The 14488-nt window shown below is 54.3% G+C and carries 14 protein-coding genes and 1 tRNA gene; 10 read left to right on the top strand and 5 right to left on the bottom strand.

Annotated elements, in window-relative coordinates; translation table 11 throughout:
- Window positions 1-5 precede the first annotated feature (5 nt).
- Window positions 6-185, top strand: coding sequence for a hypothetical protein (locus HJG40_RS08745; protein ID WP_215863846.1), 180 nt, complete (start codon window positions 6-8; stop codon window positions 183-185).
- A 10-nt stretch (window positions 186-195) separates the two neighbouring features.
- Here the strand turns inward: HJG40_RS08745 and HJG40_RS08740 are convergent, their stop codons facing one another.
- The 5 genes from HJG40_RS08740 to HJG40_RS08720 form a co-directional block, all read right to left on the bottom strand.
- The gene (locus HJG40_RS08740) at window positions 196-351 is read right to left on the bottom strand and encodes a hypothetical protein (RefSeq protein ID WP_215863845.1); all 156 of its coding nucleotides are present in this window, start codon (window positions 349-351) and stop codon (window positions 196-198) included.
- A gap of 25 nt (window positions 352-376) precedes the next feature.
- The gene (locus HJG40_RS15095; protein WP_226857328.1) at window positions 377-877 is read right to left on the bottom strand and encodes a S24 family peptidase; all 501 of its coding nucleotides are present in this window, start codon (window positions 875-877) and stop codon (window positions 377-379) included.
- 125 nt (window positions 878-1002) lie between these two features.
- On the bottom strand, window positions 1003-2007 hold the full coding sequence (locus HJG40_RS08730) for a site-specific integrase (protein WP_215863826.1): 1005 nt from the start codon (window positions 2005-2007) through the stop codon (window positions 1003-1005).
- Between the two features lie 113 nt (window positions 2008-2120).
- Window positions 2121-2196 (bottom strand) — tRNA-Thr (locus HJG40_RS08725).
- Window positions 2197-2266: 70 nt separating this feature from the next.
- Window positions 2267-3481: a class I SAM-dependent rRNA methyltransferase gene (locus HJG40_RS08720; RefSeq protein WP_215863825.1), complete on the bottom strand. Its 1215-nt coding sequence runs from the start codon at window positions 3479-3481 to the stop codon at window positions 2267-2269.
- A gap of 149 nt (window positions 3482-3630) precedes the next feature.
- On the opposite strand from HJG40_RS08720, the gene mtnA reads away from it, so the two are divergent.
- The 9 genes from mtnA to cmk all read left to right on the top strand — a co-directional run bounded on the left by mtnA (window position 3631) and on the right by cmk (window position 14442).
- Entirely contained in the window at window positions 3631-4668 is a 1038-nt protein-coding gene (gene mtnA, locus HJG40_RS08715) for an S-methyl-5-thioribose-1-phosphate isomerase (protein ID WP_215863824.1), read from the top strand.
- Window positions 4669-4736: 68 nt separating this feature from the next.
- Window positions 4737-7277 carry a DNA gyrase subunit A gene (gyrA, locus tag HJG40_RS08710; RefSeq protein ID WP_215863823.1) on the top strand — a complete coding sequence of 847 codons (2541 nt, stop codon included), beginning with the start codon at window positions 4737-4739 and terminating at the stop codon, window positions 7275-7277.
- A 3-nt stretch (window positions 7278-7280) separates the two neighbouring features.
- A complete protein-coding gene (gene serC / locus HJG40_RS08705; RefSeq protein ID WP_215863822.1) occupies window positions 7281-8369 on the top strand; it encodes a 3-phosphoserine/phosphohydroxythreonine transaminase in 1089 nt (362 codons plus the stop codon).
- An 11-nt stretch (window positions 8370-8380) separates the two neighbouring features.
- On the top strand, window positions 8381-9463 hold the full coding sequence (gene pheA / locus HJG40_RS08700) for a prephenate dehydratase (RefSeq protein ID WP_215863821.1): 1083 nt from the start codon (window positions 8381-8383) through the stop codon (window positions 9461-9463).
- The gene (hisC, locus tag HJG40_RS08695; RefSeq protein ID WP_215863820.1) at window positions 9463-10560 is read left to right on the top strand and encodes a histidinol-phosphate transaminase; all 1098 of its coding nucleotides are present in this window, start codon (window positions 9463-9465) and stop codon (window positions 10558-10560) included. Before pheA ends, hisC begins: the two co-directional genes overlap by 1 nt.
- A gap of 4 nt (window positions 10561-10564) precedes the next feature.
- A complete protein-coding gene (aroF, locus tag HJG40_RS08690) occupies window positions 10565-11581 on the top strand; it encodes a 3-deoxy-7-phosphoheptulonate synthase (protein ID WP_215863819.1) in 1017 nt (338 codons plus the stop codon).
- A gap of 1 nt (window position 11582) precedes the next feature.
- Complete coding sequence (locus HJG40_RS08685) at window positions 11583-12464, top strand: prephenate dehydrogenase (RefSeq protein WP_215863818.1); 882 nt, start codon at window positions 11583-11585, stop codon at window positions 12462-12464.
- Window positions 12461-13765 carry a 3-phosphoshikimate 1-carboxyvinyltransferase gene (aroA, locus tag HJG40_RS08680; protein ID WP_215863817.1) on the top strand — a complete coding sequence of 435 codons (1305 nt, stop codon included), beginning with the start codon at window positions 12461-12463 and terminating at the stop codon, window positions 13763-13765. The genes HJG40_RS08685 and aroA overlap by 4 nt, the downstream gene beginning before the upstream one ends.
- Window positions 13762-14442 (top strand): (d)CMP kinase, encoded by a 681-nt coding sequence (gene cmk / locus HJG40_RS08675; protein ID WP_215863816.1) that lies wholly within the window; start codon window positions 13762-13764, stop codon window positions 14440-14442. Before aroA ends, cmk begins: the two co-directional genes overlap by 4 nt.
- Window positions 14443-14488 lie beyond the last annotated feature (46 nt).

The following is a 14488-nucleotide window of genomic DNA, read 5'->3' as shown; positions in this document are numbered from 1 at the left end:
TATCCATGAAACTGGGCGAACACAAAACAGTCCAGGCGCGCATCCTCGGCTACGCCGAGGCCATCGGCTGGACGCTTGTGTCCCGCGAGGAAGCCGAGCAGCGGCGCGGCTTTGATCTGGAGGTACCGCCCGCCGACCGCACCAAGAACCGCTCGCTCTTCTTCGACGACCTGCTCGATGCCTAGCTGCGGAAATTCAACCCGCCGCCGGGTTACGCATATTCACCAAAAACACTGACTTTGCATTATGTAAGCCTGATAGTGTCGCAGTATCATTGAGCTTTTCAGTCTGGATATTGGTGAAAAGGCAGCCAAGCGACACAAACAGAAAGGCCAGAATAAAACGTTGCATGGGAATATCCTCCTTAATGGGTAGGCTACTGAACGACAGCTCCGGGATTTTTTTGAATCAGTGCCACGTAAGCTGGATTCATTTCCTGCTTGGAGAAAAACGCCTTCCAAGTGGTGATCGGCAACAATTGCGTCGGCGGCGGAGCAAAAACCAGGTCCTGGTGGCGGACCAGCACATGACAGGCAATGCAACTGCCCACTTTGCCATAAGCCAGGACTTTTCCGGTGGGATCATAGGCAGCCATAATCCAGTTACGATCAACCGGATCATAATGTGCATCATGAATAGCCGCGCCCGACATTGAGTTGCCGGACACCTTCAAAAAGAAGGAAGCCTCACTATGGGGCAGGCAGTATTCATTCAAATCCAGTGTCTTTTCCACATAATCATCAGCTAGTGAAGGCATGCCTGCGGCGACCTTGGCAATGAAAAGCGGTACTGTGGATGAAGGTGCATGCGCATCACGCCGCATCACGGTCAGCCCAACCTTGGCAAGCTTCTCTATAGTCCTTGCATCCAGCGTCATGGCTATCCTCTTCTGAGAATAAACTTGAATGACTTTTACCGTATTAACGGTTCACCTAACCCTGTACAGCACCCACCAAACATTTTACCCGAAATATAGGTGTGCCGCTTTCATAGCCATGCGGCTTATCCACCGTTCAATAGCTTGACCAAATCTTCCGGTTTCAGGTGATTGTACCTTTTCAGCATTTGCATGTTCTTGTGGCCGGTGATGGCCGAAACCTGCATGAGGGCAAGCCCTTTTTCAAACAGACGGCTGGTAGCTTCGTGGCGCAAGTCATGGAAGGTCAGACCTTTGATGCCCGCACGTTTGCAGGCTCTTTTATAGCTTGTTCGCATACCATCATCGGTGTAGGTCCATACCTTACCATCCAAATTACGTGGCAAGTCACGTAATATCTGAGTGGCTTTAGTAGTCAGCGGCACGATGCGCTTTTCACCATTCTTGGTATCTTCCAAAGTAACGGTCTGGCGCTTCAAATCCACCTTATTCCAAGTCATGCCCATAATTTCCCCTTGGCGCATAGCGGTTTCAATGGCGATACCCACAATGGATGCCAGTTCGGGACTGATAGTTTGGCAAGCATCCAGCAATCGGGTTTCTTCATCGCCAACCAAGCGGCGGTCTCTACCCCTTGGCAGTTTGGGTTTGCGGACCAGTTCCACGGGATTATTGAGGGATTCCATACCCCATTCCTTGCGGGCGATGGTGAACAGGTGTGAAAGCAGGACCAAATGTAGACGAATAGTATTGGGGGATTTGCCTTCGGATTCCATATTTCTCATGGCGGCAGCGACATCTTTACCTCGGATGGATGCCAGAAACATCTTGGCAATGGGTCGGGTTTGCCATTGGTGCAAAAAGCCCATCTCTCTGTTGCCAGATTTCTTAGACGGGATGATTTCTTCCGCATAACGGTCAAAGGCTTCCATTAAGGTAGTGTTTTCACTTTCGGAACGGTCCCGCCAGACCCCACGCTGCATTTCCGATTCAACGATGGTTGCCCAAGCCTGAGCGTCGGCCTTGCTGCGAAAAGTTTTAGTCTGGGATGGATACCCTTTGCGCTGGACCTGAACTTGATACCCGATGACGACCCCGTCACGGTCTTTTCGTGGTCGAATTGCAGCCATTTTTACCCCCTTATCCGATGCCTAATCTGGGCACGGTTTGGGCATTATTTGGGCAAAAAGTCAATTAGACGCAAAAAAACACCCAGCAAGTTGCGCTAAGTGACTGTTTTATATGGTGCCGTTGAGGGGAATCGAACCTCTGACCTACTGATTACGAATCAGTTGCTCTACCGACTGAGCTACAACGGCGTGGGCGCGATTGTACCTGTCATGGGGCAGCGCGACAAGAATCCACCCCATGCCCGCCCCATGGTTAAGATTACTCCGGTTCGTCCGCAATCAATTCGCGTCGATGTACATAAAAACCTTTCAAATAGCTGCTTTCGGGCACAGCCGGGTGGATGGGATGATCCATGTCCTGGGTTCCTTCGCCGATGATGGCGTAATCGCCTCTTTGCGCTCCGAAGGCAATCTGGCCAAGCAGCGTTTCGCGGTTGAGATGATGGGAGCACGAGGCCGTGAACAAAATACCGCCAGGCGCGAGTAGGCGCATGGCCAGATCATTGAAGCGCCGGTAGGCAATGCTGCCTTCCTTGAAATCCTTTTTGGATTTGATCAATGCCGGAGGGTCGAGGACGATCAGATCAAACTGCTCACCACGGTCCCGAAGTCGAGCTAAAGTTTCCATGGCATCATCGTGCATAATGCGAATAGGTGCTACGGCATTGCGCCGGGCATTTTCTTCCAGCAAGGCCAGAGCGGGCGCTGAGCTGTCTACTGCGGTGACTTCAAGCGCCCCGGCCTTGGCCAAAGGAATACTGAAAGCGCCGAGATAGGCAAAGCAATCCAGAACGCGTCTACCGGGGGCATAGTTCAGCAGGCGGCGACGATTGGCGCGATGGTCGTAAAACCATCCGGTTTTTTGACCGCCGCGCGGGTCCATCTCAAATAAGCAATCATTCTCCCAAATCTGCAGGCGCTCCGGAACCTGTCCGAATAGAACCTCTACCCGATCTTCCAAACCTTCCAGACGCCGCGCTGCGCCGCCAGCTTTCAATAAGATGCCCGTGGGGTGTAAAAGTGCTTGCAGGGCGTTGGCAATCAGGGCGATGTCCCGATCCATGCCCAGACTGCCAGGCTGCAGGACCAGTGTGTCTTCGTAGCGATCAATAATCAGGCCGGGCAGGCCATCTCCCTCGCCATGCACCAAACGGTAAAAAGGTGCGGAAAACAATTTTTCACGCATGCGCAACGCCTGTTGCAGCCGCTCCTGGTAAAACTCCTGATTAATCAGGAGATGAGGATCGCGGCTGAGCAGGCGTCCACAGAGGAGGGTGTGCGGGTTGATATGCGCCAGGCCGATGGCTTTCCCTTGGGCATCTTCTACTCTGCAGACACTACCGGGGATGATGGCATGCAGGGGTGTTTGGGCGACGTCAATTTCGTTGCTGTAAATCCAGAGGTGACCGGCACGTAAACGGCGGTCTTCTTTGGGGCGCAGGCGCAGAACAGGGTAATGGTGGGTGGCAGACATGATCAAAACCTATAGGAAAAGGAAAGTTGCCCCGGCATTTCGGGGGCGGGTAAGGTCCCGCATTTTACAGATATTTCGTTGATCCGTATATTGAGTGCGCCGTGTATTTTATCCGGCGCGCCCGAAGTCCGCCACTCAGGAGATTCTCTGTGCCCATAGTCGATAATATTCGTGCCATTCGTTGGGAAGATCATCAGCTTTGTCTGCTCGATCAACGCTTGTTACCACAACAGGAAATCTGGTTGCAGCTGGGGGACTATCGCGAGGTGGCTGTGGCCATTACCCAAATGGTGGTACGCGGGGCGCCGGCTATAGGCGTGACTGCGGCTTATGCCATGGCATTGGCTGTGCAGGAAATGCAGCAATTTTCTGATTGGCAGCAGCGTCTGGCAGGGGCGGCAGCGGAAATCAAGGCGGCGCGACCCACAGCCGTCAATCTGGCCTGGGCAACAGATCGTCAATTAACGCTGGCGCAAGGCGAAAGTGCTGCCGACCGGGCTGCGACATTATTGCTGCAGGCCGCCCATGACCTGCTGGAACAGGACATCGCTGATAATCAACAGATGGGCCGTCATGGTGCCGCCTTGTTACCCGAGCAAGGGGGCATCCTCACGCACTGCAATACCGGGAGTCTGGCCACGGGGGGCTACGGTACTGCGCTGGGCGTCATCCGGGCGGGCATTTCTGCCGGAAAACAATTGCAGGTGTATGCTGACGAAACCCGGCCCTGGTTGCAGGGTGCGCGTCTGACCGCCTGGGAACTCCAGAAGGACGGCATTCCCTTTTACCTGAATGCGGATAGTGCAGCGGCCTATCTCATGCAGCAGGGGCTTATTCAGGCCGTGATTGTAGGCGCTGACCGGATTGCCGCCAATGGGGATACAGCCAATAAAATCGGAACATATAGTCTCGCGGTATTGGCACAATATCATCAGATCCCCTTTTATGTGGCCGCACCCTTAAGTACGGTAGATTTCGCCATGCCCGCCGGAGAAGGGATCATTATTGAAGAGCGCCCGGACAGCGAAGTCCGGCAGTGTGCGGGGCATGATGTGGCTCCGGCGGGTGTTAAAGTGCGGAATCCGGCTTTTGATGTCACACCCGCTGCCCTTATAACGGCGATTATTACTGAAAAAGGGGTGGCTCGGCCGGACTATCTGCACAGTCTTGCCAATCAGCGTGGCTGAAGCATGCAGAAAGCGTCCTGTTGTGGCATAATGCCGCGTTAAAATAATCAAGGATATCCCGTCTCCAGATGATAGAGTTCGCCAAAGAAACCATTCCCGTCAGTCTCGAAAAGGAAATGCGCCAGTCCTACCTCGATTACGCCATGAGTGTGATCGTCGGACGGGCGCTTCCGGATGCCCGTGATGGCCTGAAACCGGTACATCGACGGGTGCTTTTTGCCATGCACGAGATGAATAACGACTGGAACAAGCCCTACAAGAAATCTGCCCGCGTGGTGGGTGATGTCATTGGTAAATATCATCCGCATGGAGATACTGCCGTTTATGACACCATGGTGCGTATGGCCCAGGATTTTTCCATGCGCTATCCACTCATTGACGGCCAGGGTAACTTTGGTTCGGTGGATGGTGATAGTCCGGCGGCCATGCGTTATACCGAGGTGCGCATGTCGCGCATTGCCCACGAAATGCTCGCCGATCTGGAAAAAGAAACGGTCGATTTTGGCCCCAACTACGACGAGAAAGAATGGGAACCGCTGGTCATGCCAGCACGTATCCCAAATCTGCTCATCAACGGTTCGGCGGGTATTGCAGTGGGTATGGCCACCAACATCCCCCCTCATAACCTGACCGAAATCATCAATGCCTGTCTGGCCTTGGTAGATGACCCGCAGACATCTGATGAAGATTTGTTCGATCTGGTGCCTGCACCCGATTTCCCGACGGCCGGCTACATTCTTGGCCGGGCTGGCAGTATCGAAGCGTATCGCAGTGGGCGGGGCCGCGTGGTCATGCGTGCGCGTACCGAATTTGAAACGGACAAAAAAACCAATCGGCAGAGTATTATTGTTACGGAATTGCCCTATCAGGTGAATAAGGCTCGCCTGATTGAACGCATTGCTGAAATGGTCAAGGAAAAACGCCTGGAAGGCATCAGTGACCTGCGCGATGAGTCGGATAAGTCAGGGATGCGCATTGCCATTGAGCTGAAGCGCGATGCCAATGCAGATGTGGTGCTCAATAATCTGTTCCAGCATACGGCCATGCAAAGTGTTTTCAATATCAACATGGTGGCTTTGCTTGATGGTGCGCCCCGGACTTTGGGTTTACGTGAGCTGCTCGATGCTTTCATTCAGCATCGTCGGGAAGTCGTTACCCGCCGCACCATTTTTGAACTGAAAAAAGCGCGTGATCGTGCTCATATTCTGGAAGGTTTGGCAGTGGCTCTGGTGAACATCGATCCGCTCATCAGTCTGATTCGTGCAGCGGCCAATCCAGCCGAGGCCAAGGCCAAAATGCTGGCGCGGGTCTGGGAACCGGGGATGGTGGCTGCCCTGCTTGCCGAGCGTGGCGAACCCTCTGACGGGATGCAGGCTGATGGTTATCACCTTTCTGAAACCCAGGCGCAGGCAATTCTCGACTTGCGTTTACATCGGCTGACTGGTCTGGAGCAGGATAAAATCCGTGATGAGTACCTGGGCTTGCTGGATCGCATTAAGGAATTACTGGAGATTCTCGGGTCGCATCGGCGTTTGATGGAAGTCATTCGCGAAGAACTGGTGGCCATTCTTGATCAGTATGGGGATGTCCGACGCAGTGAAATTGTGGCTGATACCGGCGATATTTCCAATGAAGATCTCATTGCCGAAGAAGAAATGGTGGTGACTTTCACCCATGCCGGTTATATCAAAGCCCAACCGGTCACCGTATTTAATGCCCAGCGTCGCGGTGGTAAAGGAAAAATGGCGACGACCACCAAGGAAGAAGACTTTGTGGAGCGGATGTTTTGTGCTTCTACCCATGCTTACTGCCTGTTTTTCAGTAACCTCGGCAAGGTTTTTTGGCAGAAAATTTATCAGTTACCCCAGGCGGGTCGCGGTGCCAAGGGCAAGCCGATTGTAAATCTGCTGTCGCTGGCTCCCACCGAACGTATTACTGCAGTGTTAGCAGTGCGTGATTTCACCGAAGGACAATTTGTGTGCATGGTAACTGCACATGGAGTTGTCAAAAAAACCCCGGTTATGGATTATTCCCGACCGCGTAGTCAGGGTATTAACGCCATCAATCTCGATGACGGAGATCGGCTGGTAAGCGTTTGCCTCTCCGATGGACAACGCGAAGTCATGCTCTTTACCCGTCACGGCATGGCGGTCCGTTTCCCGGAAGAAAAGGTCCGGGCCATGGGACGCAATACCCGGGGTGTACGGGGCATCAGTCTGGCAGAAAACGATCGGGTGATTTCTGCGGAACTGGTCGATGCGAATCAGATCGTACTGACAGCGACAGCCAATGGTTATGGCAAGCTCACGACGGTCGAGGAATATCGCCGGACCAATCGCGGGGGTAAAGGGGTCATCGCCATTCAGACGAATGAACGCAACGGGAATGTGGTTGGTGCTCTGGCAGTGACGGAGCGGGACGAGTTGATGTTGGTCTCCGACCACGGCACCTTAATCCGAATTGCGGTGGATAGCATCCGGCGCACGGGTCGTAATGCCCAGGGGGTGCGTTTGATTAACCTGGGCGAGGGCGAACAGCTTGCCGGTTTGGCACTTATTGCAGAGACGGATGAAGAGGAGGGGGAGCAGTCCGAACTGCCCCAGGAATAAATCATGAATCAGCCGGTATATAATTTTGGTGCGGGTCCCGCCATGTTGCCGCCTGCGGTGCTGGAGCAAGTGCAGGCGGAAATGCTGGATTGGCATGGTCGTGGCATTTCTGTCATGGAAATGAGCCATCGTGGTGCGGACTACATGCAGATTATTGCGGAAGCCGAGCAAGATCTCCGTGATCTCATGAACATTCCAGACAATTACAAAGTTCTGTTTTTGCAAGGCGGTGCCACCCTCCAGTTTGCCATGGTTCCGCTCAATTTATTACGCGGGCATCATAAAGCCAGCTATGTGCAAACGGGTATCTGGTCGGAAAAAGCCTTGAATGAGGCGCGGCGTTTTGCTGAGGTGGAAGTTTCTGCGAGTAATGCTGATCGTCAGGCACGTCTGGTGCCGCCCCAGTCCGAATGGCAGGTCAGCAAAGACACTGCTTATGTGCATATTGCCGGCAATGAAACCATCGGTGGCGTGGAATTTGATTTTGTGCCGGAGCTGGGAGATATTCCGCTGGTCAGTGATGCATCTTCCCATATTTTATCTCGCCCCGTGGATGTCAGCCAGTTTGGGCTGATTTATGCGGGTGCCCAGAAAAATATTGGTCCTGCTGGCTTGACCCTGGTCATTGTGCGTGAAGACTTGTTGGGACATGCCCCGGCCAATACGCCGACCATGCTGGATTATGCCGTGCAAGCCAAAGAAGGATCCATGCATAATACCCCGCCCACATTTGCTATTTATGTGGCCGGTTTGGTATTCAAATGGCTGAAAAAAACCGGTGGCCTGCAAGCTATGGCTGAACGCAATGCGCACAAAGCGAAATTGCTGTATCAGGCCATAGACGGATCAGAGGGTTTTTATGCCAATCCGATTGAACAGCGTAACCGGTCCTGGATGAATGTGCCCTTTACCCTGAGAAACGCCAATCTGGACAAGGCATTCCTCCAGGAAGCCGAACTTCAGCATTTGCTCCAACTCAAAGGCCATCGCCTGCTGGGTGGGATGCGCGCATCCATATATAACGCCATGCCCGAGACCGGCGTGCAGGCATTAGTGGATTTCATGCGGGACTTTGCCCGCAAGCACAACTAGGAGCGTAGGTTTTGAAAACATCCTCGCGCAGCCTGGTAGAATTGCGTGCCGCCATTGATCAGGTCGATGGCAAGATTTTGGCGTTACTGAGCGAGCGGGGTCATCTGGCCCACGCAGTCGGGGAACTCAAACGGGCTGAGGGCGAAAGCCGTTTTTATCATCCTGATCGTGAGGCAGAAATCTTGCGACGGATTATGCAGGAAAATCCCGGACCTTTTACAGATGCCCAGGTGGCCAGCATTTATCGGGAGATCATTTCGGCAGGACTGGCTCAGGAAGAAGCCTTGCAAGTCGCTTATCTGGGGCCGGCAGGTACCTTCTCGCAGATGGCCGCGCAAAAACATTTTGGCCGTTCGGCTGCTTTTCAACCGACTGGCAGTATTCCTGAAATTTTTCGGATGGTCGATGGCGGGCAGGCACAATTTGGCGTGGTTCCGGTGGAAAACAGCACGGAAGGTTCTGTTAACCTGACTCTGGATTTGTTACTGGATTATCCCCTGCAAATTTGCGGGGAGGTGCAGTTACGCATTGTGCATAATCTGGTGGCCAATATTCCCATGGAACAAATCCGCAAGGTTTATGTGCATTACCAGACCCGCGCCCAGTGTCGACAATGGCTGGCTACGCATCTTCCCCAAGTCGAGTTGGTGGATGTCCCCAGTAATGGAGTAGCCGCAGAACGGGCAGTCCAGGATCCGCAAGGTGCTGCCATTTCAACCACCGTGGCTGCCGAAACTTATGCCCTGAATATTTTGCAGGCAGGCATTGAAGATAATCCAGAAAACACCACACGTTTTCTGGTCATCGGAAAAATCCTCACGCGTCCTACTGGTCAGGATAAAACCAGCCTGGTGGTGGCGGGCATTAATCGGCCGGGGAGTCTCCACGCGCTCTTGTCACCCCTCGCCGATGCGCATATCAGTCTGACCCGCATAGAATCCCGTCCCGCTCGTTCTGCGGTCTGGGAATATGTTTTTTATCTGGATATGTTGGGACATTGTCAGGATTCCGACTTGACCCCGGTACTGGATGCTCTGGCGGCACAGTCTTCTTTTTATCGTTGTCTGGGCAGTTATCCCAAGGCGGTTTTTTAATGACACTGAATTTTCTGGAGTACGCAGTTCCGGGTGTGGCGAATTTACGTCCCTATCAGCCTGGCAAGCCTCTGGCTGAACTGGAACGTGAATTGGGCATACGCGATGCCATCAAGTTGGCTTCCAATGAAAATCCCCTGGGCCCCAGTCCTTTGGCGCTGGCGGCAATACGTGACGCATTGCCCGATCTGGCCCTTTATCCAGAAGGTGGCGCTCCGGAACTGCGCGCGCGCCTCGCGCAAATTCATGACCTGGACCCCCGGCAATTTATTTTTGGGAATGGTTCGGATCAGGTTATCGAAATGGCGGTCCGTACTTTTGCCGGGCCAGGGACGGAAGTGATTGTATCACAATATGCTTTTGCTGCTTATGATATTGCTGCACAGGCCAGTGGTGCGACGGTACGGACAGCGCCTGCCCGAAATTACGGACATGATCTGGATGCGATGGCAGCCTTACTCAGTGAGCAGACGCGGCTGGTATTTATCGCCAACCCCAATAATCCAACCGGGACGCAATTGTCCGGCGCGACCCTGGAAACCTTTATTGATAGTGTCCCGGCGCATGCCTTAGTGGTTCTCGACGAGGCCTACCTGGAACTGATGGACGACGAAAATTATCCCGATGGTCGCCAATGGTTGGGACGTTTCAGTAATTTGCTGGTAACCCGGACTTTTTCCAAGGCTTATGGCTTGGCCGGCCTGCGCTGTGGTTATGGAATGGGGCATCCGGACCTGATTGCCGTGCTGGAACGTGTGCGCCAACCCTTCAATATCAACAGCCTGGCGCAGGTGGCCGCGCATGCTGCCTTGCTCGATACCCGGCATCTGGAGGCAACGCGCGTCAATAATCGTCAGGAAAGACAGGTTCTGGCGGAGGGGTTGGATAAATTTGGATTGACAATTCTGCCCCCTGCAGGCAATTTTACCGCCTTCGCCGTACCGGGAGGAGGGCAGCGCGTGTATTCGGCGTTGTTACAGCGTGGTGTGATCGTGCGCCCCCTCAGCCCCTACGGCATGCCGGATCATCTGCGGGTGAGTGTGGGCCTGCCGGTGGAAAATCAACGTTTTCTGAAAATGCTGGGCGAGGTCCTGTAATCCCATGATCGTCATTGTCAAACCACAAGTAAGCGCAGAGCAAATGGAGCAGTTGCTGGAGCGAATTCGTCAATTCGGCCTGCAGCCTATGGTGAGTACAGGCTCGGAACGAACTGTGGTAGGTCTGCTGGGCGACGAACGCTTGTTGCCGGAAGGCGCGCTGGAATCCTTACCCGCAGTGGAACAGGTTATGCCCATTCTCAAACCCTATAAGTTGGTCAGTCGTGAATTCAAGTCCACCGATACCATAGTTGAGGTACGGGGAATTCCCTTTGGTGGTAAACAAATCCAGATTATTGCCGGCCCCTGTTCCGTAGAAACGCCGGAACAGATGCGCAGTGCTGCAGAGGCCGTAAAAGCCGCTGGATGCCGTTTGATGCGCGGTGGTGCTTTTAAACCGCGCACCAGTCCATATACCTTTCAGGGTGTTGGTGATGAGGGTCTGGACTATTTCCGGACGGCTGCTGACGCAGTGGGCTTGCCCATTGTTACCGAATTGATGGATGTCCGAAAAATCGACCTTTTTCTGGAAAAAGGCGTGGATATTATTCAGATTGGTACCCGCAACATGCAGAATTTTGATCTGCTCAAGGAAGTGGGGCGTCTGGATGTGCCGGTTATCCTCAAGCGGGGCCTCAGCGCCACGATCAAGGAATGGTTGATGGCAGCGGAATATATTGCCGCCCATGGTAATCACAAAATCATTTTTGCCGAGCGGGGCATCCGCACTTTCGAGACTTCCTACCGGAATGTGCTGGATGTCACGGCTATTCCGGTGCTCAAGAAGGAAACCCATTTGCCGGTGATCGTCGATCCCAGCCATGCCGGTGGTAAGTCCTGGCTGGTTCCGGCACTTTCCAAAGCCGCCATTGCCGCTGGGGCCGATGGCTTGCTGGTGGAATCCCACCCCTGTCCGGAAGAAGCGTGGTGTGATGCAGATCAGGCGCTGAGTCCTCAGCAGTTGATGGTCTTGATGGATGATCTGCATAAAGTCGCAGCGGCCATAGGACGCGAACTGTAAGATGCCGGAGATTCCCTTTCAGCGAGTGGCCATAGTGGGCCTCGGGCTGATGGGTGGCAGTGTTGCCAAGGCCTTGCGCGCTGTGGGGTATGAAGGTCATATTCATGCCGCGTTGCCCAGTGCCGCTGCCGTAGCCTCTCAGCAGTCCAGCGCAGAACCTTGGCGGATTGTACTGGGGCATCAGTTGCCGGAGGTGTTGGTAGATGCCGATCTGATCCTGCTGGCCACGCCGCCCAAAGTATTACTGGCCCAGCTTCCGGAAGTTGCGCGCTGGGCAGATCCTGCTGCGGTAATAACCGATGTGGCCAGTACCAAAAATACTATTACCTGCCGGGCTACGGAAATTTTCGGGACGCGCTTTGTGCCGGGCCATCCGGTGGTCGGCAGTGAAATGACTGGCTTTCGGGCGGCGCGTGAAGACTTGTATCGGGCTGCTCAGGTGGTTCTTACGCCGCTGCCAGGTCGGACGGATGCGCTGGCGCTGGGCAAAGTCCGGCAGTTCTGGATGGCCTTGGGTGCCGAGGTGCAGGAAATGTCGCCCCAGGCGCACGATGCAGCGCTGGCAGCTACCAGTCATCTGCCGCATTTGTTGGCATTTATTTATTTGGCCGGACTGGAGTCGCAGTTTCCCGGTCTGGAAAACTTGGCGGGTGGCGGTTTGCGTGATTTCTCGCGGATTGTCGATTCCAACCCCGCACTTTGGGCCGAAATTCTGCTGGAAAACCAGCAGGCAGTGCGTCAGCAACTGCAACAACTCCAACAGAACTTAAGACTGGCCGAACAATTTCTGGTGGACGAAGCCACGCCTGATCTGCAGTCCTGGCTGGCACGTGGCAAAACGGTTCGCCAACAATTTCATTTTCCACCGGTGCTTCCTGAATGACTACCCGCTACATCGTTAGACCTGGCCATGCGCTCAAAGGCCGCTTCCCTGTTCCGGGAGACAAGTCCATTTCCCATCGCTCGGTCATACTTGGTGCCCTCGCCGAAAAAGTGACCGAAGTAGAGGGGCTCTTGGAGGGCGAAGATGTACTGGCGACCATTGCTGCATTTCGGGCCATGGGGGTCCATATGGACGGTCCGGAAAATGGCCACCTGCGCATTCATGGAGTGGGGTTGCATGGCCTGAAAGCACCACAAGTCCCGCTGGATTGTGGTAACTCAGGCACGGCTATGCGTCTCCTGTCCGGGGTGTTGGCCGGGCAGACTTTTGCTAGCACCCTGGTGGGTGATTCCAGTTTGCAGAAGCGACCCATGGGCCGGGTTTTGAAGCCGCTCTTGGCCATGGGGGCCGATATTCAGGCACAAGACGGAAAAGCACCGCTGCATATTCATGGAAAACCCTTGCAGGGGATGCATTATGATATGCCGGTTGCCAGCGCCCAGGTGAAATCCGCCGTATTATTGGCGGGTTTATATGCCCAGGGTGAAACCTGCGTCACCGAACCGGCACCTACCCGGGATCATAGTGAACGCATGTTGAAAGGTTTCGGCTATGCGGTATCCCGACAGGAAAATCGTGCCTGCCTGGAAGGTGGCGGTCAGCTCACCGGGCAACGTATCCAGGTACCCGGCGATATTTCTTCGGCAGCTTTTTTTCTGTTGGGTGCCAGTATCACCCCGGGGTCGGATCTGCTGCTTGAGGGGGTAGGCATTAATCCCACCCGCACCGGAATCATTGAAATTCTCACCCGGATGGGCGCGCGGATTGATTTGACGGCTCTGCGCGAAATTGGTGGTGAGCCGGTGGCGGATATCCGGGTACGTTATGCCCCACTGCAAGGCATTGAGGTTCCTCCCCATTTGGTGCCTTTGGCCATTGATGAATTTCCGGCCCTGTTTATCGCCGCCGCCTGTGCAAAAACACCCAGTATCATTTCCGGAGCTGAAGAATTGCGGGTGAAGGAAAGTGATCGCATTGCCGTGATGGCTGCCGGTTTACGGGCTTTGGGCGTGGCGGTGGAAGAGCGGCCTGACGGAGCGATAATTACACCTTCCACTTTCTGTGGCGGGCAGGTCGATAGTCATGGCGATCATCGCATTGCCATGGCTTTTGCCATGGCCGGGCAGGTAGCCTCCGGAAATATTGAAATATTGGATTGTGCCAATGTCGCCACATCTTTCCCCGGTTTTCCGGCGCTGGCTCGTCAGGCCGGACTGAACCTGGAGGTTTTCGCCGCATGAGCCTGATTCCCGTAGTGACTCTGGATGGTCCGGGCGGTGTGGGTAAAGGAACATTGGGACGCATGCTGGCGCATGATCTCGGCTGGCACTTGCTGGACAGCGGGGCTATTTATCGTGCCTTGGCGTTGGCGGCAGATCGATCAGGAATTGCCAAAGATGATGAGGCGGGCCTGGTTCAGCTGGCGCTGGAATTGCCCTTGCGTTTTCGGGGGGATGGCAACCAGACTCTGGTGCTGCTGCACGATGAACCAGTGGACGAGGCTATTCGTACCCCATCTATTAGCGCCCTGACATCGCAAATTGCTGTTATTCCGGCGCTGCGTACGGCCTTGTTGCAGCGGCAAAGAGACTTTGCCCAGGCTCCGGGTCTGGTAGCCGATGGCCGGGATATGGGTACAGTGGTTTTCCCGGAAGCGGTGCTGAAGGTTTTTTTGACCGCCAGTGCCGAAGAGCGCGGTAAAAGACGCCTCAATCAGTTGATGGAACAGGGGATTAGTGCTAATCTCGCGGGCGTTGTGGCGGAAATTGCAGAACGGGATGCCCGAGATCAACAACGCAGCGTCGCGCCGCTTCGGCCCGCTGCGGATGCCCGAATTTTGGATACCAGTGCGCAAACAGTCGTCGAAACCTATACGGTCTTGCAGGCGTGGGTAAAAACCGCGTTGCGGGAGAATTGAAACCGCCATTGATATGGCATTGAGCAGTAATCAAAAGGGACACCCA

This window comes from Acidithiobacillus concretivorus, from assembly GCF_018853445.1.
In the GTDB taxonomy this organism is placed as follows: Bacteria; Pseudomonadota; Gammaproteobacteria; order Acidithiobacillales; family Acidithiobacillaceae; genus Acidithiobacillus; species Acidithiobacillus concretivorus.
Note: the sequence above shows the minus strand (reverse complement) of the source record. Positions and strands in the feature narration are given on the sequence as shown.

Bases quoted from the DNA above. Each gene is read 5' to 3' on its own strand.
- HJG40_RS08745 (WP_215863846.1), top strand. From the start codon at position 6: ATGAAACTGGGCGAACACAAAACAGTCCAGGCGCGCATCCTCGGCTAC.
- HJG40_RS08740 (WP_215863845.1), bottom strand. From the start codon at position 351: ATGCAACGTTTTATTCTGGCCTTTCTGTTTGTGTCGCTTGGCTGCCTT.
- HJG40_RS15095 (WP_226857328.1), bottom strand. From the start codon at position 877: ATGACGCTGGATGCAAGGACTATAGAGAAGCTTGCCAAGGTTGGGCTG.
- HJG40_RS08730 (WP_215863826.1), bottom strand. From the start codon at position 2,007: ATGGCTGCAATTCGACCACGAAAAGACCGTGACGGGGTCGTCATCGGG.
- HJG40_RS08720 (WP_215863825.1), bottom strand. From the start codon at position 3,481: ATGTCTGCCACCCACCATTACCCTGTTCTGCGCCTGCGCCCCAAAGAA.
- gyrA (WP_215863823.1), top strand. From the start codon at position 4,737: ATGATAGAGTTCGCCAAAGAAACCATTCCCGTCAGTCTCGAAAAGGAA.
- serC (WP_215863822.1), top strand. From the start codon at position 7,281: ATGAATCAGCCGGTATATAATTTTGGTGCGGGTCCCGCCATGTTGCCG.
- hisC (WP_215863820.1), top strand. From the start codon at position 9,463: ATGACACTGAATTTTCTGGAGTACGCAGTTCCGGGTGTGGCGAATTTA.
- aroF (WP_215863819.1), top strand. From the start codon at position 10,565: ATGATCGTCATTGTCAAACCACAAGTAAGCGCAGAGCAAATGGAGCAG.
- HJG40_RS08685 (WP_215863818.1), top strand. From the start codon at position 11,583: ATGCCGGAGATTCCCTTTCAGCGAGTGGCCATAGTGGGCCTCGGGCTG.
- aroA (WP_215863817.1), top strand. From the start codon at position 12,461: ATGACTACCCGCTACATCGTTAGACCTGGCCATGCGCTCAAAGGCCGC.
- cmk (WP_215863816.1), top strand. From the start codon at position 13,762: ATGAGCCTGATTCCCGTAGTGACTCTGGATGGTCCGGGCGGTGTGGGT.